Raw genomic sequence first — 24,404 nt, forward strand, 5'->3', positions numbered from 1 at the left:
CGCCGGAACGGTTAGGATAGCCGCCTGTTTCAGTCAGTCTTTTTTCGGGAGTAGCCCATGAGCGCCGTCAATCGCGCAGCGGTGGAAGCCGTTCTTCGCCAGTACACCGACCCTTATTTGAACCAGGACCCGGTCAGTGCCGGTTGTGTGCGCAGCATCGAGGTCCAGGGCGACCAGGTGTCGGTACAGATGCAACTGGGCTATGCCGCAGGCTTGTTCAAACGCGGCTGGGCGCAGATGCTCCAAATGGCCATTGAGGGCATCGACGGCGTGGGTTCGGCCAAGGTCGATATCCAATGCGTGATCGCCCCGCACAAGGCCCAGGCGCAGATCCCGGGCCTGGCCAACGTCAAGAACGTGGTGGCGGTGGCCTCCGGCAAGGGTGGCGTGGGCAAATCCACCACCGCGGCCAACCTGGCCCTGGCCCTGGCCCGCGAAGGCGCGCGGGTGGGGATTCTCGACGCCGATATCTACGGCCCAAGCCAAGGCGTGATGTTCGGCATCGCCGAAGGCACGCGGCCGAAGGTCAAGGATCAGAAATGGTTTGTACCCATCGAGTCGCTCGGTGTGGAAGTGATGTCCATGGCCTTTCTTACCGATGACAACACGCCGATGGTCTGGCGCGGGCCGATGGTTTCCGGGGCGTTGCTGCAATTGGTCACACAGACCGCCTGGGGCGACCTCGATTACCTGGTGATCGACATGCCGCCAGGCACCGGCGACATCCAGCTGACCCTGGCGCAAAAAGTGCCGGTGGCCGGTGCGGTGATCGTCACCACGCCTCAGGACCTCGCGCTGCTGGACGCCAGGAAAGGCGTCGAGATGTTCCGCAAGGTCAATATCCCGGTGCTCGGCGTCGTGGAAAACATGGCGGTGCACATCTGCTCCAACTGTGGTCACGCCGAGCATCTGTTCGGTGAAGGTGGGGGCGAAAAGCTCGCGACCCAATACGGTGTCGAGCTGCTCGCTTCGTTGCCGCTGGCGATGGGCATTCGTGAACAGGCAGATGGCGGCAAACCAACCGTGGCGTCCGAACCGGACGGGCAGGTCGCGATGATCTACCAGGAACTGGCCCGGCATGTCGGCGCGAGAATTGTCTTGCAGGAAGCTGCTGCGCCGGCGATGCCGACCATTACTGTCAGTGACGACTGATGCCTTTCAACAGTAAGCGGTGGGGGCAATGAGGCTTATTGCCCTTTTCCGCAATTGTGCGTGTAAGCATTTGCTTACCTTTGCGTAAGCGATCGGTTTTTTTATCGTGCATGGACGTCTCGATTTTTTTGAGACTTTTTTCATCTCATTGAAAAACAAGACTTATTTATCTGTGTTTAGGTGTCAGAGCGTGCCAGTCGATCGAACCGGGTCGCGTTGAACTTATCTTCGAACCCTCTAACATCAGCCCTGTGTCCACGGATTGACACAGCCATCAAGGAACGATGGTTTGAAGGAACGTCGCAGGATGCGATTCATCAGGATGATGAAAAGGAATACAGGGACTAGGGAAAAAATGTGGGCGGGTCATACCGCCCCTTTTTTCGCCTGTAGAAAAGTAAAAACGCTTCCATCAGAAACGCAAAAAGGCCCGCAAGGGGCCTTTTGGGGGCGGCGACGCTATCAGCGTTCGAGGTCTGCAATCTTACCTTTTTTGCCATCCCACTCCGCTGCATCGGGCATCGGGTCTTTGCGCTCGGTGATATTCGGCCAGATTTCCGCCAACTCGACGTTCAGCTGAATAAACTCCTGCATCTCCGCAGGCACTTCGTCCTCGGAGAAAATCGCGACGGCCGGGCATTCTGGTTCACACAGGGCGCAGTCGATGCACTCATCCGGGTGAATAACCAGGAAGTTCGGGCCTTCGTAGAAGCAGTCCACCGGACACACTTCTACGCAGTCGGTGTACTTGCACTTGATGCAGTTGTCGGTGACGACGAAGGTCATTTCTAATTTTCTCCTCAGGCGGCGGCAGCGAAACCCCTTGTGGTGGGGTTCGCGAGGTTTGAGAGCGATAGTCTGCGGACCAGGCTAAAAGCCCGCAGCATCCCAAACCGCGCGAGATTCTATCAGCTTGCAAGCGTCTGCGTTATATCCGAGTCTTCAGTGCATATAACATTTCGAGCGCTTTACGCGGCGTCAAGTCATCCAGATCAAGCTTTGCCAACTCATCCAGCACCGGATGGGGCAGGCTGGCGAACATATCGCTCTGGTGCGGCGCGGCGGGTTTCTTGCTGGCCTTGGCAGGGCTGGCGACCACGGTTTCATGGGGCAGGGCTGTGGTTTCCAGGCGGCTGAGGTGTTCGCGGGCGCGAGTAATCACGTCATTCGGCACGCCGGCCAACTGTGCTACGGCCAAGCCATAGCTCTGGCTCGCCGGCCCTGGCAGCACATGGTGCAGGAACACGATGCGCTCATTGTGCTCGGTGGCATTGAGATGCACGTTGGCCACCAGTGGCTCGCTTTCCGGCAACACCGTGAGTTCGAAGTAGTGCGTGGCAAACAGTGTATAAGCGCGCAAATGCGCCAGGCGTTCGGCCGCCGCCCAAGCCAGGGACAGGCCGTCGAAGGTGCTGGTGCCGCGACCCACTTCGTCCATCAGCACGAGACTGCGCTCGGTAGCGTTGTGCAGGATGTTGGCGGTCTCGCTCATTTCCACCATAAAGGTCGAACGGCCACCCGCCAGGTCATCACTGGAGCCGATCCGCGTGAAGATGCGGTCCACCAGGGACAGCTCGCAACTGGCCGCCGGCACAAAACTGCCGATATGGGCCAACAACACAATCAACGCGGTCTGGCGCATATAGGTGGATTTACCACCCATGTTCGGACCGGTGATCACCAACATGCGGGTATCGTCGTCCAGCGACAGGTCGTTGGCGACGAACGGCGTGGTCAATACCTGCTCCACCACCGGGTGGCGACCTTGCACAATGCGCATGCATGGCTCGCTGACAAACCGTGGGCAGTTCAGGTCAAGGTTCAGCGCTCGTTCGGCGAGGTTGCTCAGTACATCCAGCTCCGCCAGGGCGGCCGCAGTGTCCTGCAATGGCGCCAAACGGCTGATCAAATCCTCGAGCAAGGCTTCGTAAAGCATCTTTTCCCGGGCCAGGGCGCGGCTTTTGGCTGACAGCGCCTTGTCTTCGAACTCCTTGAGCTCTGGGGTGATAAAACGCTCGGCACCCTTGAGCGTCTGGCGGCGTTGATAATCGATAGGCGCCGACTCCGCTTGCTTGCTCGGCAACTCAATAAAGTAGCCATGCACGCGGTTGTAGCCCACCTTCAGGTTAGCCAGACCGGTGCGGGCTTTTTCGCGGGCTTCCAGGTCGATCAGGAACTGGCCGGCGTTTTCGCTCAGGGACTGCAGCTCATCCAGCTCGCTGTCGTAGCCGGTTTTCAACACGCCGCCATCACGGATGATCGCGGGCGGGTTGTCGATGATGGCTTTTTCCAGCAGCGCCGCGAGGTCCGGGTAAGTGCCGGCAGTCACCGCCAGCTGTTGCAAGTGAGGCGTATCCAACTCAGTCATTGCCAGTTGCAACTGCGGCAGGGCGCTCAAGGCATCACGAAGGCGCGCCAGGTCGCGGGGTCGTGCATTGCGCAGGCCGATCCGCGCCAGGATACGCTCGATATCACCGATTTCTTTGAGTTGCGGCTGCAGCTTTTCAAAGCGATAGCCATCGAGCAGGCAGGTAATAGAGGTTTGACGCGCTTGCAGCACGGTCAAGTCCCGCAGCGGACGGTTCAGCCAACGAGTCAGCAAGCGACTGCCCATCGCGGTCTGGCAGCGGTCGACCACCGATTGCAGGGTGTTATCGCGCCCGCCGGCCAGGTTAGTATCCAATTCCAGGTTGCGACGGCTGGCGCCATCGAGCACCACGGTATCGTCCAGGCGTTCATGACGCAGGCTGCGCAAGTGGGGCAGGGCGGTGCGCTGGGTTTCCTTCGCGTAGCTGAGCAGGCAGCCAGCAGCGCCGATGGCCAGGGTCAGCGTTTCACAGCCAAAGCCTTTAAGGTCCTGCACCGAGAACTGCTGGCACAGACTTTTCAGCGCCGAATCACGCTCGAAATCCCACGGCGCACGACGCTTGGTCCCACGACGTTTCTCCGCCGGTAAGTCCTTGGGCCAATCATCCGGGATCAACAACTCCACCGGGTTGATACGCTCCAGCTCCGCCAGCAGGTTCTCCCAGCCCTTGATCTCCAGCACGCTGAAGTTGCCGCTGGTGATATCCAGCACCGACAGGCCGAACAGACGCTCATCGCCCAACACCGCAGCGATCAGGTTATCGCGACGCTCATCCAGCAACGCTTCATCACTCACCGTACCCGGCGTAATAATGCGCACCACTTGACGTTCCACCGGCCCTTTACTGGTAGCCGGGTCGCCGATCTGCTCACAGATCACCACCGATTCGCCCAGCTTCACCAGCTTGACCAGGTAGCCTTCCAACGAGTGATAAGGAATGCCACACATCGGAATCGACTGCCCCGCCGACTGCCCGCGCGCGGTCAGGGTAATGTCCAGCAGCTTGGCGGCCTTCTTCGCGTCTTCGTAGAAGATCTCGTAGAAGTCGCCCATGCGATAGAACATCAACTGATCAGGGTGCTGGTTTTTCAGGCGCCAGTACTGCTGCATCATCGGGGTGTGGGAGGACAGGTCTGAAGTGTTTTTACTCATTGGGTAGTAGGCAAATTCGTTGAAAGTGATGGGGCAAAGGGGGCGCTTGGCCCAGCATTTTTTGCGATGGAGGCAAGGTTAACACGCGAGGTCGGCCCTTCGCAGGTCGCAAACGGCCAGGTAAAACGCGAAAGCGGCGTCGCCTCAAGAAGCTCCCTCGCCACAGGTTAGCGGTTTAATCAGGCATTGCAGCAGCGTTAAACAATCCGGTCAGTGCCTGGAAGATGATGAGCTGACTTTTCATATCTCAATGCAGGATGCAGATCGTGAATACGACCAAGCTATTTGGATCTACGCCCACTGGCCGGAAATAACCCTCTGATCACCCCAAGAAACGCCGCAAACAAGTTGATTGAAGTCGCCGTAGTGATGGCAATCAATACATTGTCCGAGAACGGCGCTTTACCCGAGTAATACGTCGACCAGCCATTCCACACCAGCAGGACCGCCCAGAAGATCACGCCGCAGGCAGCAAACCAAAACGCACGCCCCGCATACTTCTTGCGCAGTTGCCGCTCGGCTTTCTGGTCTTTGAGGTTCTGGCTTCTTTCATCGTCGGTGCCTATGGCTTGCTCGCCACCGGCCTGGGAGTCCTGGTCAGGCCCTGCCACGGGGGGCAGGGTGAGTTCCAGGTTGTCGAGTTCTTCACTCACGGATACGGCTCTTTGGGTGAATGAGTGCTGCCATGTCTTCCCAGTCTATGGCGGAGCCGTCGGCGCCCTTGAGGGCCCAGGCTGTGCCGTCCTCGTGGGACAGGTTGGACAGTTGGGTGCCGGACCATTTGCCGTATTTGTTAATGATCCGGTCAATCAAACGATGGGTATAGGTATCGCTCTCCGGAACCCTCGGTGTAACGAAGACAATGTCTTCGGCGTCGGGCTTCAGGTTGCTGAGCAGCGAGGTCACCGGGCGATTACCGTAGGATTTCAGCTCATGGTAAAGCGACGGAATGACCGGGCCATATTGCCAGCGGGCGAAGTGGTCATCCATCAGGGGCTGGTCTCGCTCGCGCAAATGCCAGGACTGTGTATAGAACAGCAGTTTCTGCAGCTTCATCGGGGTCAGGCCCGAAACCTTGCCTTCCTTCGCGCGTTCAATGAAGGCGTTAGCAACAGCTAGCGCTGAATAAGCCATGAGCACCTCCGTCGTTGCTGGCTAGGTGATTGACGAGTTTTATACATAGCCCCTGAATTGTCGATAAGCAAGGGAGGCTGTTCATTTGCCGCGTCTTACCTCAGGCGCTTGGAATAATAGTGAGGATTTAACTGTTTGGATATACAGTATTTTGTTTCAGGCTAAACACAATTGGATGTTTAATGCATAAATATGCAAATTAGCATTTGCCAACCTCAAAAACTCCCGTCACTATCCGCGTTATGCAAAAACGCAATGTTTCTATCGTCTTAAGAGAGCTGCTGGACCGCGACCGGATCTCCCCCACGGAGCTTCACCGACGCACCGGCGTGCCTCAATCCACACTGTCCCGAATCCTCAGCGGCAAGATCGTTGATCCGTCGGATAAACACATCTCCCGTATCGCCGAGTATTTTCGCGTGAGCACCGACCAACTGCGCGGGCGCGCTGCGGTTGGAGCCTTGCGCGATGACGGGCGCGACCCGATGCATTCGGAACTCAAGGACATAAGCCTGTGGGACGACGACACCCCCGTCAATGATGACGAGGTGTCGATCCCCTTTCTGCGCGAGGTTGAATTGGCTGCTGGATCAGGAAGATTCGTCATCGAGGAAAGCGAGAAGGCCAGCTTGCGGTTCGGCAAGCGCAGTCTGCGGCATAACGGCGTGCAGTTCGACCAGGCCAAGTGCGTGACGGTACGCGGCAACAGCATGTTGCCGGTACTGCGCGACGGCGCCACGGTTGGCGTGAACGCCGGTAAAAGCGGCATTGGCGATATCGTCGATGGTGATCTGTATGCCATCAATCACAACGGCCAGCTGCGAGTTAAACAGCTCTACCGCCTGCCTTCCGGGATTCGCCTGCGCAGTTTCAACCGTGATGAGCATCCGGATGAGGACTACAGCTTCCAGGATATCCAGGATGAGCAGATCAGCATCCTCGGTCATGTTTTCTGGTGGGGCATGTACGCCCGCTAACCCCCTCGCGTAAGACGAAACCCGCCCATGAGCGGGTTTTTTTTCGCCCCGAAAAAACCGGCAAACCCCATGCTGGCAAGGCCTTAAATGCATTTGTGCATTTCCATAGCAAAAATAAATGCATTGATGCATTGACTGTATATGCATACATGCATATTCTCCATCTCAAGCCAGCCAACAAGGCCTGGTGGAGGTGGCAAGGATGCTGCCAAGGAAGACAAGGAAGGCACGCAACATCGGCAAGGACGCCATCGAAGCGATGGCAGGGATGCCAGGCAACACCGGCAAGGATGCCGACGCTCTTTAGTTTCAACGCTTCAAAAACAGGCAGCGATGAGCCGGCCTTGACGGTTCAGAGGGTTGGCAACTGACCCGGGTGTGCAGCGTAAAGCACCAGAAGCAGTTATCCGGCAGACAGGGATCGTGGTCGGAAAAACATCGAGGAAAGGACCGTACCGCGCCAGTAGCGCCGAAAGTCCGAGGACAGCATTACTGAAAAGCCCGGGCAACCGGGCTTTTTGGAATGCCTACCTATCGAAGCATCTGTAAATGAAATATGGATTATTAAATGCTCAGCCAGGAGGCGTGACATGACAAATGAACAGCAAGCGTTAGCGGAAATGCCTATCTGGCTGGTCATCGTATTGGCCGTGATCGGTGGCGTATCCGGCGAGATGTGGCGCGCCGATAAGGAAGGGGCTCGCGGTTGGTCGCTGATCCGACGCCTGGCCCTGCGTTCCGGGGCGTGCATGGTCTGCGGGGTTTCGGCTCTGATGCTGTGCTACGCAGCGGGGATGTCGATCTGGACCGCCGGCGCCATTGGTTGCCTGACCGCCATGGCCGGTGCCGACGTGGCTATCGGCCTTTATGAGCGGTGGGCGGCCAAGCGCATCGGGATCAACCAAGGCTCCCGCCAGGACCCGCAGTAATCGTTGCAAGGACGCTACATAAAATGACGCTTATCGAAAAGCCATCCCAACTGCCCCAGGCCGTGGGCGCTGCGCTGCATGCAGCCTTCCCGGACCTCAAGGTCGGCAGTCATCAGGACTTCCAGGGCGACACTGAAAAAACCGGTGTGCAGGTCACAGTCGAAGGCAATGGCCCGGGCATTCGCTCTCGCGAAGGGCGCAAGGCTCACGTGCTGAGCATTTCACTCAGGGCCATGGTCGCCCCCGGGGCATTGCCGTTCGATGCCTGCGACCTGGCCAGCCAACTCATGGACCTTGTGCTGGATAACCGTTGGGACCTGCCCCAGGCACAGTGCGATTTGCCCGCAAATATCGTCGCCGCTCCGGCTGTGCGCAGCACCCTTGACGCGGACTACGACACCTGGACGGTTTCCTTCACTCAAACCCTCTATCTGGGGCCGCCGTTACTTGAAGATCCTACAGGCCAGCCGCTGTTTGCCTGCACCTGGGACGTCTCCAACATCGACGACCCAGCCCAATACAAACCACTGGCGGAGTAGCCCATGTTCGACGCGCTGTTACGCATGCAATTGGGACCGATCGTCGAACGCCTGGCAGAGATGGAGACCCAACTCGAAGACCTTTACCGCCGCGCTGAAAGCTTCTGCCGGATTGGCATTTGCCAGCAGGTCGATGCGGCCAGCAACACTTGCAAGGTCAGCCACGGTGATTTGCTGACCCCGGCGATCCGTTTTTTCAACCCCAGCGCCGGTGCGCAAACGGAAACCCGCATTCCAACGGTGGGCGAGCAATGCCTGTTGCTTAACTACGGTGGCGGGGAGGGCGGCATGCAGTCAGTGGCGCTGTTCGGCCTCAACAGTGATCGCTTTCCGCCGGTCTCCAGCGTTGCGACGCTGACCAGGCGTCGCCATCAAGACGGCACCCAAAGCGACTACGACGACGCCAGCCATACCTTCAACTGGGTCAACGGCCCAACCATCGTCAGCGGCTCCCGTGAACAGGTCGACATTAAAGTCGGCGCTGCCAGCCTGACCATGAATGCCCAGAGCATCACTTTGCAAATCGGCGACACCAGCCTGTTGCTGGATGCCGGCGGCGCGCACTTCAGCGGCCCGGTGGTGGACCATCAAGGACGCGTCATCAGCCCCCGATAAGGACATCCCATGCTCGGAATCGAGAGGAACACCGGCGCAGCCGTCGATGACTGGCTGCAATTTGTGCAGCGCGCCACCCGAGCGCTGACCACCCCCGTGGGCACCCGGCAAAAGCGTCCGTTGTATGGCTCGCTGATCCCGCAGCTGCTCGGGCAAAACCTCGGCGACGACCTGCTGATTCTCGCCCAGAGCCATGCCGCCCAGGCGTTCTACAACACCCACAACGGCATCGACGATTTTGACCCCCAGGTCATCGTCGCCACCCGCCAAGGCGCCGGCCTGTTACTGCGGTTTGCCGGCACCTGGAAAAACCGCCAACAATCCTTCGAGGTCGTGACATGAGCATGTTGATCCCCGGCCAGAACCAACTGGCGGAACCGACCATTATCAAGGTGGATGAGTTCGAACCGTTGCTCGCCGAGTTCAAGGCGTTTGTCATCGACTACGTTGACAGCCGAGCTCCGCAAAGCGCGGCCAAACTCAAAGTCAGTCTCGACAATGAAAGCGAACTGCTGACCCTGGCCCTGGAAGCGTTTTGCGTGCGTCTGCAAACCCACGAGCGCAAATACAACGCCCGCATCAAGCAGATGCTGGCGTGGTGGGCCACCGGCAGCAACCTGGATGCGCGCCTGGCCGATATGGGCCTGGAGCGCCAAGTGCTCGACTCTGGCGACCCGGCGGCGTTCCCGCCCGTGCCGCCCACCCTGGAAAGCGACGACGACGCTCGCCTGCGTTACTACCTGGCGCCCCATGCTCCGGCGGCCGGCTCGCGGATGCAGTATCGCCGCGAAGTGTTCACCCTTGGCGAGCGCCCGGCGGTGAAAGTGCAAAGCGCGACGCCGGGAGTGGTGAGCGTCATCTACACCTTCGATCCGGGTGGCTATGCAGCCCAGGTCAAGGATGGCAACGCCCGACGCACCGCACCGGGTGAAGTCATGGTCACTGTGCTTTCCCGCGAGGGCGACGGCACGCCGTCTGCGGACTTGCTTGACGGTGTACGTCGACATTTCGCACGGCCGGATGTAAGGCCGGAAACCGATCTTGTCACCGTCCAGGGTGCTCAAATTCAACCCTACAAAATTCGCGTGGTGGCCAAGATCAACGCCGGCCCGGACTCGGGGCTGACCCAAGTGGCGGCGCAGAAACTGCTGCAAGACTACGCAGAGTCCTGCCATCGGCTGGAAGGGCGGGTCGACCCCAGCTGGATCGACTACGCCATCCACAGCGCCGGTGCTACGCAACTGCAGATCCTGGAACCGCTGGCGCCGATTGTCAGCACCGCGTTCCAGGCCCCGTATTGCACGGGTGTCGAGGTGGAGGTGCGCACGCTATGAGTGAACCCAACGCGAGTCTGTTGCCGGCCAACAGTTCACCGCTGGAAAAGGCCCTGGACCTGGGCTTCGGCACATTGCTTGAGCGCGTCACGCCGCCGTTTCCAGCGCTGATGAACCCACTTCAAACCCCCAGCGAATTCCTCCCGTACCTGGCCGCCGACCGCGGCGTCAGCGAATGGGATGCCGAGGCCAGCGAGGCGGAAAAGCGCCTGACCGTGGCCTTGTCCTGGCAAATCCAGCGCCAGGCCGGTACGCCCAAGGCGCTGAGTCATGCGGTGGAGTCATTGGGCTTCACTCCCAACATCAGCGCCTGGTATCAGCAGCGCCCCTTGGGTGTGCCTTACACCTTCGACGTACAGGCGATCATCGGGCGCAGTTGGTCCAGCGGCGATCACAACCGGCTGATCCGGCGTATCAATGCGGCCAAAAGTGAGCGCGATCAGGCGACGATCACCATCGTGCATGAAACCGAAGGTCAGCTTGCATTCACGCAAGTGCTCGACGCCCCTTTAAGCGACGGCGAGTTTTATCTAAACGGCGCGTTGCCGGAATTGGCGCTGGTTGCTCGGCTTAACAGTGCCGGGGTTGCCCAGCACTACACCATTAACGACTACGACCTCAGGGCGCAGCCATGACAGATGAAATCACGCGCCTGGTGCGCTTCACTTCCAAAGGTTTGGATGAAGTGCTGCAGGCAAAGAACCAGGGCCTCAAAGGCGAAATTACCCACATCGGCGCCGGCACCAGCCGCTACAACCCCGACGGCACGGAAGTGGCCTTGCGTGACGAGCGCCAACGGGTGGCCATCGTCGATTACGAAGACCTGGGCGAGCGCCAACTCAGGATGGCCGCGCTGTTTGATGGCGACGGCGAGTATGAGATTGGCGAGTTCGGTTTTTACCTCGCAAGCGGGACTTTGCTGGCGGTGTATTCCGTGGCGGGGAAGTTGCTGACATATAAAGCAGCGGCGGCTCGGGTGCTGCAGAAGTTTACGTTGGATGTTTCGCCGTTGCCGACGGATAGCGTGACGATTGTGGTGGGTAGCGACAATTTGAATGTGCTATTGACTGATGAAATTGCGGCCTTATCAGCTGCGAGCATAGACAATATGGCACGCGGTGTAGGGGTTCTATTTCGAGTGATGGAAGTCGAAAGAAAATAGAGCGTTTTCAATTTATTTTACATGACGCTATCCAGGCGTTTAGGAGCATTCATTTGAGTACCGAACAGCAACTTGCTGCCGTTGTAAGCGCGGCAAATAACTTGACTAACGTCATTACCGGAAAAGTCGGAGAAATTGACAAGGCGATAGTCGATGCCCGCCAGGCGTACGACGCTCAATTGTCGGAGTTGAAAAATAGACTCCCAAGATTGGCGGTCACCAAGAACTTCAATTTGTCCCCGAATGCCGATGGAACACTGATTGAAAATTGGGGGATTCACGCTGAAGTGACGCCGACTAAGCTGCGAACTATCACCACTGCCTCTCAAGCGGCCGGACGCCCGCAAGCTGATGTGGATTTCTTGCTTCAGGTGCAGGCAGATGTGCGTGAGCAATATCCAAATTTTGAAATCAGGGCCAGCGACTATTGGCGCACGTTGGTACATCTGTGGCAAATGAAGTGGTCGGTGTCAGACGCTAGTCCTTGGCTCGCGTTCCCTTACACTGTCGATATGGCGCTCGCGAATGGCTCTGGTGCAGTACCGCAGAACTCCTACCTTACCGTTGGTGCCTTCGTACGTCTTTTGGAGGGGAACGTGTCTGGAGCATGGAGTAATGGCGTTGAAAAAGGCAAATGGCGCTGGTGCTCCAGTGTTATTTCTCCTACAGAGTTGTTTGGAACTTATTACCATCTGCACCCGATGCGCACCTCGTCAACTGGCGTTGTTGAGGTGATGCTCGCAGGGGCATGCACAGGCGTTGTAACCAACCCAGGTGATTGGGGAACGATGTTGGCCCTAGGCTGAGGAGAGAATATGAAACCACTATTTATACCTGCTGAACTTCATCCGATTATCAAGTGGGAAATGATTCGTAAGGCAAGGGATCAAGACTTGTCGGCGAGTGATTATGCAGCAATGCCAGACTATCCGATGCTCGACACCCATAAGCTCTTGTTCGCTGAGTATCGTCAAAAACTGCGTGATATTCCAGATCAGGGAGAAAACCCTGATGCAGTGCTCTGGCCATCCAAACCAGATTTCCTGAAATAACTGATAACCGCGAAAGCGGTTTTTTTTCGCCTCCCCAAAGCCCCTCCTCAACAGGGGCTTTTGTATTTTCCACCCGGAGATTTTTCACCCATGCCCACCCGCCAAACCTACACCGTCCTCATCCCATTCCCCATCGGTAACGGCCATTGGTCTACCGCCGGCGAAGAACTGGAACTGCTGGACGTCGAAGCATCCGCCCTGCGCACCGCTGGCCGCCTGGAACTGACCAGCGTCCTCAACTCCACCCCCAAGAAGGCTGAATAATCATGGCTGAGGTTTTGAACTTCGAGCACAACGGCATCACTGTGAATGCCACCGAATCACCCGAGGCCATGGGTGGCCTTGGCGATAACGTGATTGGCTTGGTCGGCACTGCCCCCAACGCCCACGCATCGATCCCGAAAAACGCCCCGTTCCGTATCAACAGCTTCACCACCCAGGCGCTGCTGGACCCTACCGGCACCGAGTCGGGCACCTTGTTCCAGGCGGTGTACCAGATCCTCAAAGTGGTCAAGGTGCCGGTCTATGTGGTCATCGTCGAAGAAGGCGCCACCCCGGCCGATACGATCAACAATGTGATCGGCGGCAACGACCCGGTCACCGGCCGCAAGCTGGGCCTGGCGGCCCTGAGCAGCGTGCCTGAAGACCTGACCATCATCGGCGCTCCAGGCTTTACCGGCACCAAGGCCGTGGCCGGTGAGTTTGCCTCCTTCGGCAAGCGCATCAAGGCCCGTGTGGTACTGGATGGCAAAGACGCTTCGGTCGCCGACCAAGTGACCTACAGTGGCGAGCTGGGCGGGGCTGACCTCGGTTTCGACCGTTGCCTGCTGGTGCACAACATGCCGTCGGTGTACTCCAAGGCCGCGAAGAAAAACGTATTCCTGTCGCCATCCTCGTTGGCCATCGCCGCACTGGCCAAGGTCAAACAGTGGGAAAGCCCGGGCAACCAGGTGACCTTCGCCGAAGACGTTTCCCGCGTGGTCGAGTACAACATCCTCGATACCTCCACCGAAGGCGACCTGCTCAACCGCTACGGCGTGAGCTACTACGCCCGCACCATCCTTGGCGGTTTCTCGCTGCTGGGTAACCGCTCCATCACCGGCAAGTTCATCAGCTACGTCGGCCTGGAAGATGCTATCAGCCGCAAGCTGGTCAAGGCCGGCCAGAAAGCCATGGCCAAGAACCTCACCAAGTCCTTCATGGACCAGGAGGTCAAGCGCATCAACGACTGGCTGCAAACCCTGGTGGCCGACGAGACCATCCCTGGCGGCAGCGTATACCTGCACCCGGAATTGAACAGCGTCGAGAAGTACAAGAACGGCACCTGGTTCATCGTTATCGACTACGGCCGCTACGCGCCGAACGAACACATGGTTTATCAACTCAACGCCCGCGATGAAATCATCGAGCAGTTCCTGGAGGACGTTCTCTAATGTTTACCAACCGAGTCAGACAGGCCATTGCGGCCACCCTTCAAGGCCTGCCGTTGTCCGCAACCGTGGAAGAGTTCACCCCGCCGAAGATCGAGTTCGACATGGAGCCCATGTCCGGCGGTCGCTTTATCGCCGAGGAAATGGCCAAGAGCGGCAAGGTGCTCAATGCCAAGCTGGTGCTGCAAGGTGCCGGTCCGGAAATCATGCTGGCCCTGGGCGTGCGCATGGGCGACGACATCCTGCTGAACGTGCGTGAAGCCGGCCAGGACCAGGACGGGAAGACCTACTTCACCTACCACACCGTCGGCGGCAAGCTCAAATCCCTGGAGGAGGCGAAGCTGAAAATGGGCGACAAGGCTACCACCACGCTGGAACTGTCCTGCCGTACCTACAACCGTCTGGAAAATGGCGTTTCGGTGATCGACATCGACGTGCGCACCCAGAAGTTCGTGCTCAACGGCGTCGACATTCTGGGCGATGCGCGCCGCGCCGTGCTGATGCCGTAAGGATAACTGCAATCGAAGCGGGCACGGTCAATGTGGGAGCCGGGCTTGCCCGCGATGCAGGCGACTCGGTGCGTCTGGAGCACCGAGTTGATGCTATCGCAGGCAAGCCAGCTCCCACAGAGACCGCGCTCAGATTGGGATTCCCGTGCTTTTCAATACCGCTCTACAAGGAATTGCCCCATGGCCTGGATGCCACCGTTGCACATCCTGCTGGCTCCGATCACCGCCGACACCGGCGAGACGATCCAGCAGGTTCAGCTAAAACCGTTGTTCTACGCCGCGCAAAAAGACGCGCTGGCCCGGGCCGGTGATGACGAGGACGATCAGTTTTTCGAACTGGCGAAACTCGCCACTGGCCTGTCGGAAAAAGAGCTCGACCAGCTCAAGCGCCCTGACTACGTGAGCATTGCCCAGTACGTACACGAGATGTCGACGCGCCCGACGTCGTTCTTCCTGAATGCGGATGAAGCGACACCCCACGACCAACCCGTCCAGTTGCTATTGCCCCTGAACGCAGCCGGCCGAACCCTGACCGAACTGCCCCTGGAAATGCCCGCCCTGCGCGCCACCAAGGTGATGAAAAAACTCGCCACCAACAAAGAGCGCGCCGAGTTCATCACCGCCCATTGCACCGGCCTGATGATCCCTGACCTGGCCGGCTTGACCGTGCCCGACTGGACGGAACTGCAGGAGCGTATCGACGATTTTTTAAATCAACCGGCGGACTTCTTTCGCAGCGCGACATCGAAGTAATCCTCGATGTGGTGCCGCTGATCTACTCGGTCAATGAGGCGGAGATCCTCGACTGGGACGCCGGAAAAGCATTGCGCCGCTACGACATAGCGATCACTCGCCTTGGCGTTAAACAGGAGTAAGCGGGATGCAAGAGACTCAATTTGGGACCAGGCTCGTTCAGGAGGACAAGCGTTGGCTGCTTGGCGATGCGGAAATGGGCAATGTGCTGGCGCCGTTTTCCGCAGACCTCGCCGCGCCTGTCAGCCTTGAATCGGTGCCACAATCGTCGCCGTTATTGTTGCCGCAGCCGCAGCCGCAACTCCAGCTGCAACCCCAGCCCCAGCCCCAGCCCCAGCCCCAACCGCAACCGCAACCGCTGCCGGAGCTGACCTCGGCGCTGATCACCGTCAGTGTGGACATCAACGCTCTGGCCCAAGAGCAAATTCGGTTGCGCGAAACACTGGAAACGCTCACCAGCACGCTGTTCATTAGCGCCAATTCGCTGGCAACCAAGACGGCAGAGGTCCGCGCGGGAGTCGCAGAAAGCAAGCAGGACAAGCCTGCGTCTGCTACCCCGTCCTGGGGGGAAAAAAGTGTTGAACTGGCCACGGATGCCGTCAAGTTCGTCGGCAAGGAAGTGTTCACCGGTTTGTGGGATAAAGCCAAAGACCGTCTTTCAGGCAAGGCGATTGATGCGGTGGCTGCCAGGTATCCGAAGGGTGCCAAGTGGCTCAAGGACGATAACGGCAAGGGCGCTGAAAAAGGCAAGGACTGTTGCTGCACCGGAGCAGTGCCTGCGCAGATTCGCGGCCCGCTTGATAGCGCTGCCGCACAGTTGCCAGAGAGTGTCGGTGAGACCGCCAGGAAAGAAGAGAAGGCACGCCCCAAAGATAATCCCAGGAGGCCGCGCGGCAAGCGTAACAAGGCCCGTCAAATAAAATCGCGCGAGGTCAAAATCCCAGAGGTCAGAAGGCGGACGGATCTCAAATCGCAGCCTACTGTCACGCCAGCCCCTGCTGCGCCGCCAGTCAATATCATGGGCCAGCCGCAGCTAGCGTTCGACAGCAAACGGGTGAGCGAGACTACACGCAGTATTTCCGGCAACTCATTGACCTCTTACGCAGCCGCTTCGGCAGACCGAGTCGCAGCACAGGGTGGGCCCAAGGTTTTGGCCCCTGGACTGTCGGGGACGCTCGCAAAGCTTGAATCGTCCGCCGTACGCCGCCTTGGCCCGCTGAAGTATGTCGACACCGCCGTGGATGTGATCCAGGGCGTACGCAATGGCGACGCCAAGGCCGTCGGTGCTGGCCTTAGCACTGCTGGCGGCGCCTGGGCGGGAGCATCCGCCGGCGCCGCGCTCGGCACGCTGGTTTTCCCTGGCATTGGCACCGCAGTCGGTGGCGCCATCGGTGGCTTGCTCGGCAGCGAAGCCGGCAGTTGGCTTGGGGACAAGTTGTTCGGTTCAGGCGATCGTCTACCTGCGCCGAACGCGCTGAGTAAAGAGCTCAACAGCGCGCGAACGGACAACGTCCAGGTCACGCTCTCACCGAGCATCCAGATCACCGGCGTTAATCCGGCGGACGCCCAGCAAGTGGTCAATCAGGTGATCCAGGCCCTGCAGTTTCAATGCGTGCCGATGGTCACCGATTCCCTGGGCATCCGGCGCAACGCGGCACTGGCCGATCCTTCAGGAGGTGATTGATGCGACAACAAATGGTGCTGGGCGACTTTATTTTTGGCTTATCCCGAGGGTTCGCCTATTCCACACTGGCCCGCAACAGCGACGGCGGCTGGAGTGACCTGGCGATTATTGCCAGCAAGCCGCAGTCGCGTCAGAGCGGCCAGAAGCTGGAAAAACTCACCTTCAGCGGCACGGCCATGTACGCCGTTGGCATGCAGCGCCTGGACGAATTGCGCGCTCTGCAAAATGCGCGGGCGCCGTTGCCGCTGGTCGACGGTATCGGCCGTAACTGGGGCCTGTGGCGGATCAATTCGGTGGTGGAAGCCCAAAGCAATGTGATCGATGACGGCACTGCCATGGTCATGACCTGGACCCTTGAGCTGGAGGAGTACGTCAATGCGTAGAGTGCGAAGTATTGCCGGTGATTCGGTCAACCTGCTGCTCTACCGCGAACTGGGGCGTTGCGATGACGCGGCGGAAGAAACCCTCTGGCGCTTGAACCCTGAACTGGCTGAATACGGCCCGGTACTGCCGGCAGGCGTATGGGTGGTCGTGCCTGAGATGCAAGCCCGGCCGGCTGCTGTACGGCCCGTTCTGGCCTGGGATTAAGGAGGCTGCATGGCACAGGGATTTACCCCGATCGTAGAGTTCTACGGCGCCAACGCGGCGCTGCTCAATCAACGCCTGATGCACTGGAGCCACACCGACGCCGCGGGTATCCAGACTGACCGCCTGGAACTGACCCTTAATATAGAAGGGTTGGAGGGCTTGCCCAGCCTCAGTGGCAAGATTGGCCTGCGCGTCGGTTACCAGGAAACCGGCTTGGTGGAAAAAGGCGAGTTTGTTGTCACCCAACGCACCCCAGTGTTGTTTCCGATGCGCCTGATGATCGTGGCGACCGCCGCGCCCTTCAGCGAGGCGGATAAAAGCGGCTATCGCCAGCGCCGCTCCGCCAGCCATGGGCCGACTACCTTGGGGGCATTGTTTCGCCAAGTGGTCAGCCGCCATGGTTTTTCACCGCGAGTGGCACCGACACTGGACGGCATTGCGATTGCGCACATCGACCAGTCCAACGAAAGCGACATGGCCTTCATCACCCGCCTGGCCAAGCGTTACAACGCGGTCACCAAGCCGTTTAACGAGCTTTACGTGCTGGCCGAAGCGGGGCAGGCCAAGTCCCTTACCGGCCAGTTGCTGCCCGAAGTGAAGCTGTCTGTGACACACGACAACCGCCCGGGAGACCAGGCCTTTATCACCGCCAAGCTCGACGAAAAATCGCGCTCCAAGTACATGGGCAGCCGCGTCAGCTGGTGGGATTCCGGGGCTGGCAAGCAGCGCATGGTCCAGGTCGGGATTGCCCCGTTCAAGACCGTGCGCCAGCGCTGCCAGAACGAAGCCGAAGCCCGCGCCGTGGCCGAAGGCGAACTGCGCCGGGTGGGCCGTGAAGGTTTGAAGCTGCAGATCGATTGCCCCGGTAACCCTTTGCTCGCTGCCGAAGGCTTGCTGGTGCTGGATGAAACCTGGCCTTCGTATATGCAGGGGCGCTGGTCGATTACTCAAGTGACCCACGTTGGCGACCCGGCGACGGGATATCGCAGCTCGATCATGGCCAGTGGACTGGCGTCTTGATCGTCACTACTGCGCGCCGTTGAAGCTCCCCATTACCGACCTGAAGCGATACAGGAACCAAGATGCCTATGAACGACGAAGAATTGGCCGCGATCAACCGCTTGATCGCCGCCCTGCAAACCCAGACCGATGGCCAGGTGGCGCTCAACGCGGCCATTCGACTGTTGGCCCAGAGCAACCAGGCGTTGGTCGACCTGATCAAGAGCCGAGAGCCGGACCCGAATGCGCCGCCTTATCTGGATGGCAAACCGGCCCCCTGATCCCGTCTCGACCTGCCTTGCACGCAGCAACACAGCCGTTGCACCCCACAGCCCGCCTTCGCGGGTTTTTTATTGTTCATGGAGAACATTCGATGTCGATTCTTACCCAAGGTACCCAGATTTTTGCCCTCGTCCCGCCGGTCTCCGGCACCGGGCCCTACACCGTGCTGGAAGTCGAGCACGCCACTTCGTTCGAACCGGGCGGTGCCCCGGCCGAGCAGATTGAAGACACCAGCCTCAATGCCGAAGAGCGCAGCTACAAGAAAGGTTTGCGTACCCCTGGCACGGCGAGCCTGGGCCTGAACGCCGACCCGACCAACGCCAGCCATATCCGCCTGCACCAGCTCTCCGAGGCCAAGGGCGATACCGGCGTGAAGTGGGCGGTGGGCTGGTCCGACGGCAAGGACGTGCTGCCAACCGTCAACGCCAAGGGCGATGGCTTTGAGCTGCCGGCAACCCGCACCTGGTTCACATTCGACGGCTACGTCTCGGACTTCCCGTTCAACTTCGCACTGAACGCAGTCGTGACCACCACCGTCACCATCCAACGCACCGGCGCCAGCGCCTGGATCAAGAAAGTCTGAGAGACGCCATGAACCTCAAACAACTGAAAGCCAAGGGCGGCATCGTCGATGCCCAGCCGGTGAAGAAAGACATCAGCTGGACGCACCTGGACAGCAAAACCGGCAAGCAAGTGACTGACACATTCACGGTGCACATCCGTCGCCAGTCGTTCGGTGTGATCGAACGTCTGTTCAGCCAGGGCGAGTCGGCACAGAGCCGCAACGCCAGCTACCTCGCGGCCTCAGTGTCGTTGGGGGCCGAGGGTGATGAAGCCCTGAGTTACGACGATGCGTTCGGTCTTGAGCCGTCATTGGGGTTTGTGATCCTCAATGCAGTCAATGAGGTCAATGGCACCCAGGGTGGTGGCGCAAAGAGCTGACGGCCGCCGATGAGTTCTGGCACGAACTGGTGCTGAACGGAGTGGGCGGCCGCACGATCGCCGAAGCCAAGGAACGCATGACCTACCACGAAGCCCTGGCCTGGGGACGCTATATCGACCGATATGGCTCCCTGCACGCCGGTAGGCGGCTGGAGGCGGGCAGCGCGTTGGTGGCGCTGCAGACCCACCGGCTGGGCGGCGGCACGGCCGAGATGATTGACTTCATGCCCCACGAGCTGCGCCGGGGTGTGTCGCTTGAACGTGCGATGAACGAGTGGCGTTAAGGACGACGCCACTTTCCTTGAAACCCGTTTCGACGGGTTTTATCCATGACCCGGAGAAACCTATGGCAACTGCTTCCCAGGGTAATCTGACGCTCAACCTCGGCAGCCTGGAGCAGGCCCTGGCGAAGGCGTCACGGATTACCGAAAACAGCATGCGCGAGATGCAGCAGAAGATCGAGGACGCCAGTAAAAAGGTCAGCGCCTCTGCCGCAGCTGCGCTACAGGTCACGTCCGGCCAGTTCAAGGGCTTTCAAAGGGCCTATGACCCGGCCACGGATGCGGCGGAAAAATTTATCCAGAAAAATGCGCAACTGGTGCAAGTGCTCAAGCAGAGCCAGGGTGCGCAGAATGATTTTGTTGGCGCGCTGGATGCGCAGTCCAGTTACACCGAGCGGGCGGGGCTGAAGTTTCCAGTGGGTGGGCCGTACGCAGAGGCTGTACCGACGCCTTCGGGTGACGATGCGGCGATGGCATTTCTGGACGATGCAAAGGCTCGGCAGGTAAAGAGCAACTTCGCCGAAATGACGCAGTTGCTTGATGACTGGCGCCAGGGTGCTAACAGTGCGTTCGATGAGTATTCGAACAAGGCAGGCACAGCGGCCGAACAATCGAAGGCAGTGTTTACCAGTGCTTTCGAGAAGATGGACCAGGCGGTGCTGACGTTCGCAACCACGGGCAAATTCAATTTTTCGGATTTCGCCACGTCAGTGCTCAAGGACATGGCCACGATGGCGGCGAAGACCGCGGCATCCAGTGCGCTGAGTTCGTTGTTCGGGCTGGCCAGTTCGGCAGTGGGCGCCTGGTTGGGCAGCAGCACGCCCGCTCCGACAACCACCAGTGTCGGTGCTAACAGCTACACCTTTAACCCCCAGCTCAACACGGCGGGTATTCATTACAACGCGAAAGGGAGCGCCTGGAACTACGGTGTTCAAGCCTTCGCCAACGGCGGCACCTTCACCAATTCCGTCGCCTCAGGCCCAACCCTGGCCCCCATGGCCCTCTTCGGCGAAGCCGGCCCCGAAGCCATCATGCCTCTGAGCCGTGGCTCCGACGGCTCCCTGGGCGTGCGCGCACTGGGCGGCGGTCAATCAGGCAGCACCAGCAGCAACCAGGTGGTGATCCAGCAAACCATCAACGTTGCCGACGGCCAGGGCTCAGGCACCGACACCAACGCCCAGAACGTCGCCCGCGCCTATGCCGGTTCCGCCCGCCAGGGTGCTGCCGAACAGATCGCCCGTGACCTCAAGCCGGGCGGGCAAATCTGGTCGGCCATCAACGGCCGCTGATCATCAACGGCTTACGCCTGGAGAAAACATGAGCACAGAAACTTTCACATGGGTGCCCAAGGTGGAGCCCGTCGGCAGCGTCGAGTTTCGTCTTAAGACGGCCAAATTCGGCGATGGCTACCAGCAAACGGCAGCGGACGGGATCAACAACAAGACCCAGTCCTGGCCACTGACGTTCGTGGGTGATGAAGCGCGCATCAAAGCGATCGTTGCTTTCCTTGATCGCCATGCCGGCGCCAAGGCGTTCAACTGGACCGCACCACTGGCAGCGCCTGCGTTGTATCGCTGCAAGGGTTACCAGCCAACGCCCATGGGCGCCGGGCTCTACTCCCTGACGGCAACGTTCGAGCAAGCCTTCCACCCCTAGCGCCGCCTCCACCCCGCCGTAGTGCGGGGTTTTCTTTGCCCGGAGAATCATATGTCCATCACTGCAGATATCCAGACCCTGGAGCCCGGGGCCTGGGTGGAGCTTTTCGAGCTCGATGCCACCCCCCTGGGTGCCGAGTTGTACCGATTTCACGGTTACCCTCAGGAGTCATCGATCTTCTGGCAGGGCCACGAATATTCACCCTGGCCGATCCAGGCCGAGGGCTTCGAAATGTCGGGGCAGGGCACCCAACCGACGCCGACACTGGCCGTAGGCAACGTCGGCGGTTTCATCACGGCGCTGGTGCTGTATTTCGAAGACCTGGTAGGCGCGCGCCTGATCCGCCATCGGACTTTGGCCAAGTACCTCGACGGCCAGCCCGAAGCTGACCCGGAAGAGGAACTGCCGCCAGACATCTGGTACGTCGAGCGCAAGGTTGCCGAAAGCAGTGAGACGGTGAAGTTCGAACTGGCCAGCGCGCTGGACTTCAACGGCGTGCAACTGCCCCGTCGACAGATCGTTGCGAACGTATGTTGGTGGCTCAGCTGCGGCGGTTATCGCGGCCCCTATTGCGGCTACAACGGCGGCCCGGTGGCGGATGCCAATGACGTGATTGTCACCGACGCGGCCAAGGATAAATGCGGTGGGCGGCTGACCAGCTGCAAGCTGCGTTTCGGCGAGAACAACCCACTTCCCTACGGCTCATTCCCGGCAGCCGGACTATTGCGGAGCTGAGCATGAACAAGACCAATCTGGCGGCGATTGCCCGGCACGCCGTGGCCGCGTATCCCCATGAGTGCTGCGGCCTGCTGATTCGTGAAGGGCGCAAGCGTGTGTATGTGCCGTGTCGAAATACGGCGAGCACACCCAGCGAACACTTTCGCCTGGCACCCGAGGACTACGCTGGCGCCGAAGAGCGCGGCGAGATTCTCGCGGTGGTGCACAGCCATCCGGATTGTCCGGCGACACCCAGTGAAGCAGACCGCGTGGCGTGCGAAGCCTCCGGGTTGCCCTGGCACATTGTTGAGGTACGCACCGACGACGACGGACAGGTGCGTACCGGTGAATGGGCCAGTTGCACGCCAAACGGCTACCAGGCGCCCCTGATCGGTCGTGCCTTCGCCCACGGCGTGCATGACTGCCTGAGCATCATCCTCGACTACTACCGCCGCGAGCTGGGCATCGAGCTTGGCGACTATCAGCGTGAAGACGGTTGGTGGGACAAGGGCGGCAACCTCTACCTGGACAACCTGCCGGCCGCCGGTTTCGTGCAGGTCAGCCAACTGCAACAGGGCGATATCGTGCTGATGCAGATCCGGTCGCCAGTGCCCAACCATGCCGCGATCTACCTGGCCGACGGCGTGCTGCAAAGCGAACCCGAGCATTACCCGGCCCCAGGTTCCATCCTGCACCACCTGTATGGTCGCGACAGCAAGCGCGATACCTACGGCGGCTATTGGGGCGAGGTGACGGTCAGCTATTGGCGACATGGCCTGCGGGCCAAACACTAACCACATCGGCGGATCATTCGCCTGGAGGATGCCATGCATCATGAAAAAGTCAGGACGGTGCGCCTCTACGGCAGCCTGGGCGCGAGCTTCGGGCGTGTGCATCGGCTGGCGGTGAGCAATGCTTCGGAAGCGATCCATGCGCTGTGCATTCTGGTGCCGGGGTTCGAGCGTTTCTTGATGGAGTCCAAGGACCGGGGCGTGACGTATTCGATTTTCCTGGGCCGCGACAACATTGGCCAGGATCGCCTCAAGGCACCTCCAGGCGCTGCGGATATCCGTATCGCACCGGTGCTGATGGGCAGCAAGCGCGCAGGGTCGATGCAAACCATTATTGGTGTGGCGCTGATTGTGGCTGCGTCGTACTTCTCTGGCGGTCTGGCCTCGGGCAGTTCCTCTGCCTTGATCGGCGCTTCATCCACCACCGGTTGGACCTTCGCCGCGAGCATGGGGATTTCCATGGCCATGGGTGGCGTCGCGCAGTTGATGTCACCCATGGCCAAAGGCCTGGGCACCATGGACCGTCCGGAAAACCGTGCGAGTTACAGCTTCAATGGGCCGGTCAATACAAGCATTCAAGGCAGCCCGGTGGGCCTGCTTTATGGTCAGTTGACGGTAGGCAGCGCGGTAATCAGCGCAGGCATTTATGCACAGGACCAACTATGAGGAAGATTGCGGTGACTCCCGATTCCCCAACGTGCGTGCCAGCCATACAACAAGCCGCCACTGAAAAGGTGCGCACGGTTCGCTTGTACGGCGTGCTGGGTGCGCGCTTTGGCAGAGTGCATCGATTGGCGGTCAGCAGCGTTTCAGAAGCCATCCGGGCCCTGAGCATCCTCCTGCCTGGCTTTGAACGTTTCCTGATGGAATCCAAAGACAACGGGCTGACCTATTCGGTGTTCATGGGCAAGCAAAACATTCCCCAGGAGCGCCTCGGTGCCCCTGTCGGCAATGACGACATCCGCCTGGCGCCAGTGCTGATCGGCAGCAAGCGCGCAGGCGCCCTGCAGACCATTGTCGGTGCGGTGTTGATCGTTGTTGGCGCAATTATCACGGGCGGCACCTTTGGTGCCGGCGCACCGTTTGGTTCGAGCCTGATCATGATGGGCGCCTCCATGGTAATGGGCGGGGTAATGCAAATGCTGTCACCCGTGCCCAAGGGCCTGGCGGCGCAAGATGGCCCCAACAACCGCGCCAGCTACAGCTTCAACGGACCGGTCAACACCAGCGCCCAGGGCAACCCGGTAGGCCTGCTTTACGGCCAACTGATCGTCGGCAGCTCGGTGATCAGCGCTGGGATCTACACCCAGGATCAACTCTAACGTTCCTGCTCTTCAACCAGCCCGCCGAGTGCGGGC

General features: G+C 59.6%; 33 protein-coding genes. 29 read left to right on the forward strand and 4 right to left on the reverse strand.

All coding sequences use genetic code 11. The annotated features are described in order from the left end of the window. Positions 1–57 precede the first annotated feature (57 nt). Complete coding sequence (gene apbC, locus TK42_RS00900) at positions 58–1,152, forward strand: iron-sulfur cluster carrier protein ApbC (protein WP_032877523.1); 1,095 nt, start codon at positions 58–60, stop codon at positions 1,150–1,152. 462 nt (positions 1,153–1,614) lie between these two features. Here apbC and fdxA read toward each other — a convergent pair whose 3' ends face one another. The 4 genes from fdxA to TK42_RS00920 form a co-directional block, all read right to left on the reverse strand. After that, positions 1,615–1,938, reverse strand: a complete 324-nt coding sequence (fdxA, locus tag TK42_RS00905; protein WP_003208688.1) for a ferredoxin FdxA — start codon at positions 1,936–1,938, stop codon at positions 1,615–1,617. Positions 1,939–2,080: 142 nt separating this feature from the next. Continuing rightward, positions 2,081–4,672, reverse strand: a complete 2,592-nt coding sequence (mutS, locus tag TK42_RS00910; RefSeq protein WP_032877521.1) for a DNA mismatch repair protein MutS — start codon at positions 4,670–4,672, stop codon at positions 2,081–2,083. A gap of 281 nt (positions 4,673–4,953) precedes the next feature. Continuing rightward, a complete protein-coding gene (locus TK42_RS00915; RefSeq protein ID WP_032877520.1) occupies positions 4,954–5,325 on the reverse strand; it encodes a hypothetical protein in 372 nt (123 codons plus the stop codon). Further along, positions 5,318–5,806, reverse strand: a complete 489-nt coding sequence (locus TK42_RS00920; protein WP_032877518.1) for a Panacea domain-containing protein — start codon at positions 5,804–5,806, stop codon at positions 5,318–5,320. Before TK42_RS00920 ends, TK42_RS00915 begins: the two co-directional genes overlap by 8 nt. 233 nt (positions 5,807–6,039) lie before the next feature. Here TK42_RS00920 and TK42_RS00925 point away from each other — a divergent pair, with 233 nt between their 5' ends. The 28 genes from TK42_RS00925 (at position 6,040) to TK42_RS01055 (ending at position 24,368) form a co-directional block, all read left to right on the forward strand. Next, positions 6,040–6,783, forward strand: coding sequence for an XRE family transcriptional regulator (locus tag TK42_RS00925; protein ID WP_177327421.1), 744 nt, complete (start codon positions 6,040–6,042; stop codon positions 6,781–6,783). Between the two features lie 590 nt (positions 6,784–7,373). Further along, positions 7,374–7,712: a phage holin family protein gene (locus TK42_RS00930; RefSeq protein ID WP_005785384.1), complete on the forward strand. Its 339-nt coding sequence runs from the start codon at positions 7,374–7,376 to the stop codon at positions 7,710–7,712. A 23-nt stretch (positions 7,713–7,735) separates the two neighbouring features. Then, complete coding sequence (locus tag TK42_RS00935) at positions 7,736–8,251, forward strand: hypothetical protein (RefSeq protein ID WP_078820417.1); 516 nt, start codon at positions 7,736–7,738, stop codon at positions 8,249–8,251. Between the two features lie 3 nt (positions 8,252–8,254). After that, a complete protein-coding gene (locus TK42_RS00940; RefSeq protein WP_103733414.1) occupies positions 8,255–8,866 on the forward strand; it encodes a phage baseplate assembly protein V in 612 nt (203 codons plus the stop codon). 9 nt (positions 8,867–8,875) lie between these two features. Further along, positions 8,876–9,208 carry a phage baseplate protein gene (locus TK42_RS00945; RefSeq protein WP_043048848.1) on the forward strand — a complete coding sequence of 111 codons (333 nt, stop codon included), beginning with the start codon at positions 8,876–8,878 and terminating at the stop codon, positions 9,206–9,208. Then, positions 9,205–10,200 carry a baseplate J/gp47 family protein gene (locus TK42_RS00950; protein WP_103733415.1) on the forward strand — a complete coding sequence of 332 codons (996 nt, stop codon included), beginning with the start codon at positions 9,205–9,207 and terminating at the stop codon, positions 10,198–10,200. The genes TK42_RS00945 and TK42_RS00950 overlap by 4 nt, the downstream gene beginning before the upstream one ends. Beyond that, positions 10,197–10,835, forward strand: a complete 639-nt coding sequence (locus tag TK42_RS00955) for a phage tail protein I (RefSeq protein ID WP_103733416.1) — start codon at positions 10,197–10,199, stop codon at positions 10,833–10,835. The genes TK42_RS00950 and TK42_RS00955 overlap by 4 nt, the downstream gene beginning before the upstream one ends. After that, on the forward strand, positions 10,832–11,362 hold the full coding sequence (locus TK42_RS00960) for a hypothetical protein (RefSeq protein WP_103733417.1): 531 nt from the start codon (positions 10,832–10,834) through the stop codon (positions 11,360–11,362). Before TK42_RS00955 ends, TK42_RS00960 begins: the two co-directional genes overlap by 4 nt. Before the next feature lie 53 nt (positions 11,363–11,415). Then, positions 11,416–12,168 (forward strand): hypothetical protein, encoded by a 753-nt coding sequence (locus tag TK42_RS00965; protein WP_005785395.1) that lies wholly within the window; start codon positions 11,416–11,418, stop codon positions 12,166–12,168. Positions 12,169–12,177: 9 nt separating this feature from the next. Then, positions 12,178–12,414 carry a tail fiber assembly protein gene (locus tag TK42_RS00970; RefSeq protein ID WP_005785396.1) on the forward strand — a complete coding sequence of 79 codons (237 nt, stop codon included), beginning with the start codon at positions 12,178–12,180 and terminating at the stop codon, positions 12,412–12,414. A gap of 90 nt (positions 12,415–12,504) precedes the next feature. Further along, positions 12,505–12,678, forward strand: a complete 174-nt coding sequence (locus TK42_RS26925) for a hypothetical protein (protein WP_003189022.1) — start codon at positions 12,505–12,507, stop codon at positions 12,676–12,678. A gap of 2 nt (positions 12,679–12,680) precedes the next feature. Continuing rightward, positions 12,681–13,847 (forward strand): tail protein, encoded by a 1,167-nt coding sequence (locus tag TK42_RS00975; RefSeq protein WP_032877508.1) that lies wholly within the window; start codon positions 12,681–12,683, stop codon positions 13,845–13,847. Continuing rightward, on the forward strand, positions 13,847–14,353 hold the full coding sequence (locus TK42_RS00980) for a phage major tail tube protein (RefSeq protein ID WP_005785401.1): 507 nt from the start codon (positions 13,847–13,849) through the stop codon (positions 14,351–14,353). The genes TK42_RS00975 and TK42_RS00980 overlap by 1 nt, the downstream gene beginning before the upstream one ends. A gap of 180 nt (positions 14,354–14,533) precedes the next feature. Continuing rightward, the gene (locus TK42_RS00985; RefSeq protein WP_103733594.1) at positions 14,534–15,106 is read left to right on the forward strand and encodes a phage tail assembly protein; all 573 of its coding nucleotides are present in this window, start codon (positions 14,534–14,536) and stop codon (positions 15,104–15,106) included. Between the two features lie 127 nt (positions 15,107–15,233). Next, positions 15,234–16,790 carry a tail tape measure protein gene (locus tag TK42_RS00990; protein ID WP_103733418.1) on the forward strand — a complete coding sequence of 519 codons (1,557 nt, stop codon included), beginning with the start codon at positions 15,234–15,236 and terminating at the stop codon, positions 16,788–16,790. Next, positions 16,790–17,173 (forward strand): phage tail protein, encoded by a 384-nt coding sequence (locus TK42_RS00995; protein WP_005785407.1) that lies wholly within the window; start codon positions 16,790–16,792, stop codon positions 17,171–17,173. The genes TK42_RS00990 and TK42_RS00995 overlap by 1 nt, the downstream gene beginning before the upstream one ends. Continuing rightward, on the forward strand, positions 17,166–17,378 hold the full coding sequence (locus tag TK42_RS01000) for a tail protein X (protein WP_005785409.1): 213 nt from the start codon (positions 17,166–17,168) through the stop codon (positions 17,376–17,378). Before TK42_RS00995 ends, TK42_RS01000 begins: the two co-directional genes overlap by 8 nt. A gap of 9 nt (positions 17,379–17,387) precedes the next feature. Beyond that, positions 17,388–18,398 (forward strand): contractile injection system protein, VgrG/Pvc8 family, encoded by a 1,011-nt coding sequence (locus tag TK42_RS01005; protein ID WP_103733419.1) that lies wholly within the window; start codon positions 17,388–17,390, stop codon positions 18,396–18,398. Positions 18,399–18,460: 62 nt separating this feature from the next. Continuing rightward, positions 18,461–18,658 (forward strand): hypothetical protein, encoded by a 198-nt coding sequence (locus tag TK42_RS01010; RefSeq protein WP_228391189.1) that lies wholly within the window; start codon positions 18,461–18,463, stop codon positions 18,656–18,658. Between the two features lie 92 nt (positions 18,659–18,750). Beyond that, the gene (locus TK42_RS01015) at positions 18,751–19,242 is read left to right on the forward strand and encodes a phage tail tube protein (RefSeq protein WP_005785416.1); all 492 of its coding nucleotides are present in this window, start codon (positions 18,751–18,753) and stop codon (positions 19,240–19,242) included. 8 nt (positions 19,243–19,250) lie between these two features. Continuing rightward, a complete protein-coding gene (locus tag TK42_RS01020; protein ID WP_005785418.1) occupies positions 19,251–19,601 on the forward strand; it encodes a phage tail assembly chaperone family protein, TAC in 351 nt (116 codons plus the stop codon). A 29-nt stretch (positions 19,602–19,630) separates the two neighbouring features. Continuing rightward, on the forward strand, positions 19,631–19,885 hold the full coding sequence (locus tag TK42_RS01025) for a hypothetical protein (RefSeq protein WP_032803291.1): 255 nt from the start codon (positions 19,631–19,633) through the stop codon (positions 19,883–19,885). Between the two features lie 62 nt (positions 19,886–19,947). Further along, positions 19,948–21,171, forward strand: a complete 1,224-nt coding sequence (locus tag TK42_RS01030; RefSeq protein ID WP_103733420.1) for a phage tail tape measure C-terminal domain-containing protein — start codon at positions 19,948–19,950, stop codon at positions 21,169–21,171. A 28-nt stretch (positions 21,172–21,199) separates the two neighbouring features. Next, entirely contained in the window at positions 21,200–21,538 is a 339-nt protein-coding gene (locus TK42_RS01035; RefSeq protein WP_005785426.1) for a phage tail protein, read from the forward strand. Between the two features lie 51 nt (positions 21,539–21,589). Then, a complete protein-coding gene (locus tag TK42_RS01040; RefSeq protein WP_057021849.1) occupies positions 21,590–22,273 on the forward strand; it encodes a phage minor tail protein L in 684 nt (227 codons plus the stop codon). 2 nt (positions 22,274–22,275) lie between these two features. Continuing rightward, complete coding sequence (locus TK42_RS01045) at positions 22,276–23,049, forward strand: C40 family peptidase (protein WP_005785430.1); 774 nt, start codon at positions 22,276–22,278, stop codon at positions 23,047–23,049. A 33-nt stretch (positions 23,050–23,082) separates the two neighbouring features. Continuing rightward, positions 23,083–23,712 carry a tail assembly protein gene (locus TK42_RS01050; protein ID WP_005785432.1) on the forward strand — a complete coding sequence of 210 codons (630 nt, stop codon included), beginning with the start codon at positions 23,083–23,085 and terminating at the stop codon, positions 23,710–23,712. Continuing rightward, a complete protein-coding gene (locus TK42_RS01055; RefSeq protein WP_228309406.1) occupies positions 23,709–24,368 on the forward strand; it encodes a tail assembly protein in 660 nt (219 codons plus the stop codon). Before TK42_RS01050 ends, TK42_RS01055 begins: the two co-directional genes overlap by 4 nt. Positions 24,369–24,404 lie beyond the last annotated feature (36 nt).

Origin of the sequence: Pseudomonas sp. GZJR-8 (assembly GCF_002916705.1) — a bacterium.
GTDB lineage: Bacteria > Pseudomonadota > Gammaproteobacteria > Pseudomonadales > Pseudomonadaceae > Aquipseudomonas > Aquipseudomonas synxantha_A.

Coding starts and splice junctions, on each gene's coding strand:
- apbC (WP_032877523.1), top strand. CDS start 58: ATGAGCGCCGTCAATCGCGCAGCGGTGGAAGCCGTTCTTCGCCAGTAC.
- fdxA (WP_003208688.1), bottom strand. CDS start 1,938: ATGACCTTCGTCGTCACCGACAACTGCATCAAGTGCAAGTACACCGAC.
- mutS (WP_032877521.1), bottom strand. CDS start 4,672: ATGAGTAAAAACACTTCAGACCTGTCCTCCCACACCCCGATGATGCAG.
- TK42_RS00920 (WP_032877518.1), bottom strand. CDS start 5,806: ATGGCTTATTCAGCGCTAGCTGTTGCTAACGCCTTCATTGAACGCGCG.
- TK42_RS00930 (WP_005785384.1), top strand. CDS start 7,374: ATGACAAATGAACAGCAAGCGTTAGCGGAAATGCCTATCTGGCTGGTC.
- TK42_RS00935 (WP_078820417.1), top strand. CDS start 7,736: ATGACGCTTATCGAAAAGCCATCCCAACTGCCCCAGGCCGTGGGCGCT.
- TK42_RS00940 (WP_103733414.1), top strand. CDS start 8,255: ATGTTCGACGCGCTGTTACGCATGCAATTGGGACCGATCGTCGAACGC.
- TK42_RS00945 (WP_043048848.1), top strand. CDS start 8,876: ATGCTCGGAATCGAGAGGAACACCGGCGCAGCCGTCGATGACTGGCTG.
- TK42_RS00950 (WP_103733415.1), top strand. CDS start 9,205: ATGAGCATGTTGATCCCCGGCCAGAACCAACTGGCGGAACCGACCATT.
- TK42_RS00955 (WP_103733416.1), top strand. CDS start 10,197: ATGAGTGAACCCAACGCGAGTCTGTTGCCGGCCAACAGTTCACCGCTG.
- TK42_RS00960 (WP_103733417.1), top strand. CDS start 10,832: ATGACAGATGAAATCACGCGCCTGGTGCGCTTCACTTCCAAAGGTTTG.
- TK42_RS00970 (WP_005785396.1), top strand. CDS start 12,178: ATGAAACCACTATTTATACCTGCTGAACTTCATCCGATTATCAAGTGG.
- TK42_RS26925 (WP_003189022.1), top strand. CDS start 12,505: ATGCCCACCCGCCAAACCTACACCGTCCTCATCCCATTCCCCATCGGT.
- TK42_RS00975 (WP_032877508.1), top strand. CDS start 12,681: ATGGCTGAGGTTTTGAACTTCGAGCACAACGGCATCACTGTGAATGCC.
- TK42_RS00980 (WP_005785401.1), top strand. CDS start 13,847: ATGTTTACCAACCGAGTCAGACAGGCCATTGCGGCCACCCTTCAAGGC.
- TK42_RS00985 (WP_103733594.1), top strand. CDS start 14,534: ATGGCCTGGATGCCACCGTTGCACATCCTGCTGGCTCCGATCACCGCC.
- TK42_RS00990 (WP_103733418.1), top strand. CDS start 15,234: ATGCAAGAGACTCAATTTGGGACCAGGCTCGTTCAGGAGGACAAGCGT.
- TK42_RS00995 (WP_005785407.1), top strand. CDS start 16,790: ATGCGACAACAAATGGTGCTGGGCGACTTTATTTTTGGCTTATCCCGA.
- TK42_RS01000 (WP_005785409.1), top strand. CDS start 17,166: ATGCGTAGAGTGCGAAGTATTGCCGGTGATTCGGTCAACCTGCTGCTC.
- TK42_RS01005 (WP_103733419.1), top strand. CDS start 17,388: ATGGCACAGGGATTTACCCCGATCGTAGAGTTCTACGGCGCCAACGCG.
- TK42_RS01010 (WP_228391189.1), top strand. CDS start 18,461: ATGCCTATGAACGACGAAGAATTGGCCGCGATCAACCGCTTGATCGCC.
- TK42_RS01015 (WP_005785416.1), top strand. CDS start 18,751: ATGTCGATTCTTACCCAAGGTACCCAGATTTTTGCCCTCGTCCCGCCG.
- TK42_RS01020 (WP_005785418.1), top strand. CDS start 19,251: ATGAACCTCAAACAACTGAAAGCCAAGGGCGGCATCGTCGATGCCCAG.
- TK42_RS01030 (WP_103733420.1), top strand. CDS start 19,948: ATGGCAACTGCTTCCCAGGGTAATCTGACGCTCAACCTCGGCAGCCTG.
- TK42_RS01035 (WP_005785426.1), top strand. CDS start 21,200: ATGAGCACAGAAACTTTCACATGGGTGCCCAAGGTGGAGCCCGTCGGC.
- TK42_RS01040 (WP_057021849.1), top strand. CDS start 21,590: ATGTCCATCACTGCAGATATCCAGACCCTGGAGCCCGGGGCCTGGGTG.
- TK42_RS01045 (WP_005785430.1), top strand. CDS start 22,276: ATGAACAAGACCAATCTGGCGGCGATTGCCCGGCACGCCGTGGCCGCG.
- TK42_RS01050 (WP_005785432.1), top strand. CDS start 23,083: ATGCATCATGAAAAAGTCAGGACGGTGCGCCTCTACGGCAGCCTGGGC.
- TK42_RS01055 (WP_228309406.1), top strand. CDS start 23,709: ATGAGGAAGATTGCGGTGACTCCCGATTCCCCAACGTGCGTGCCAGCC.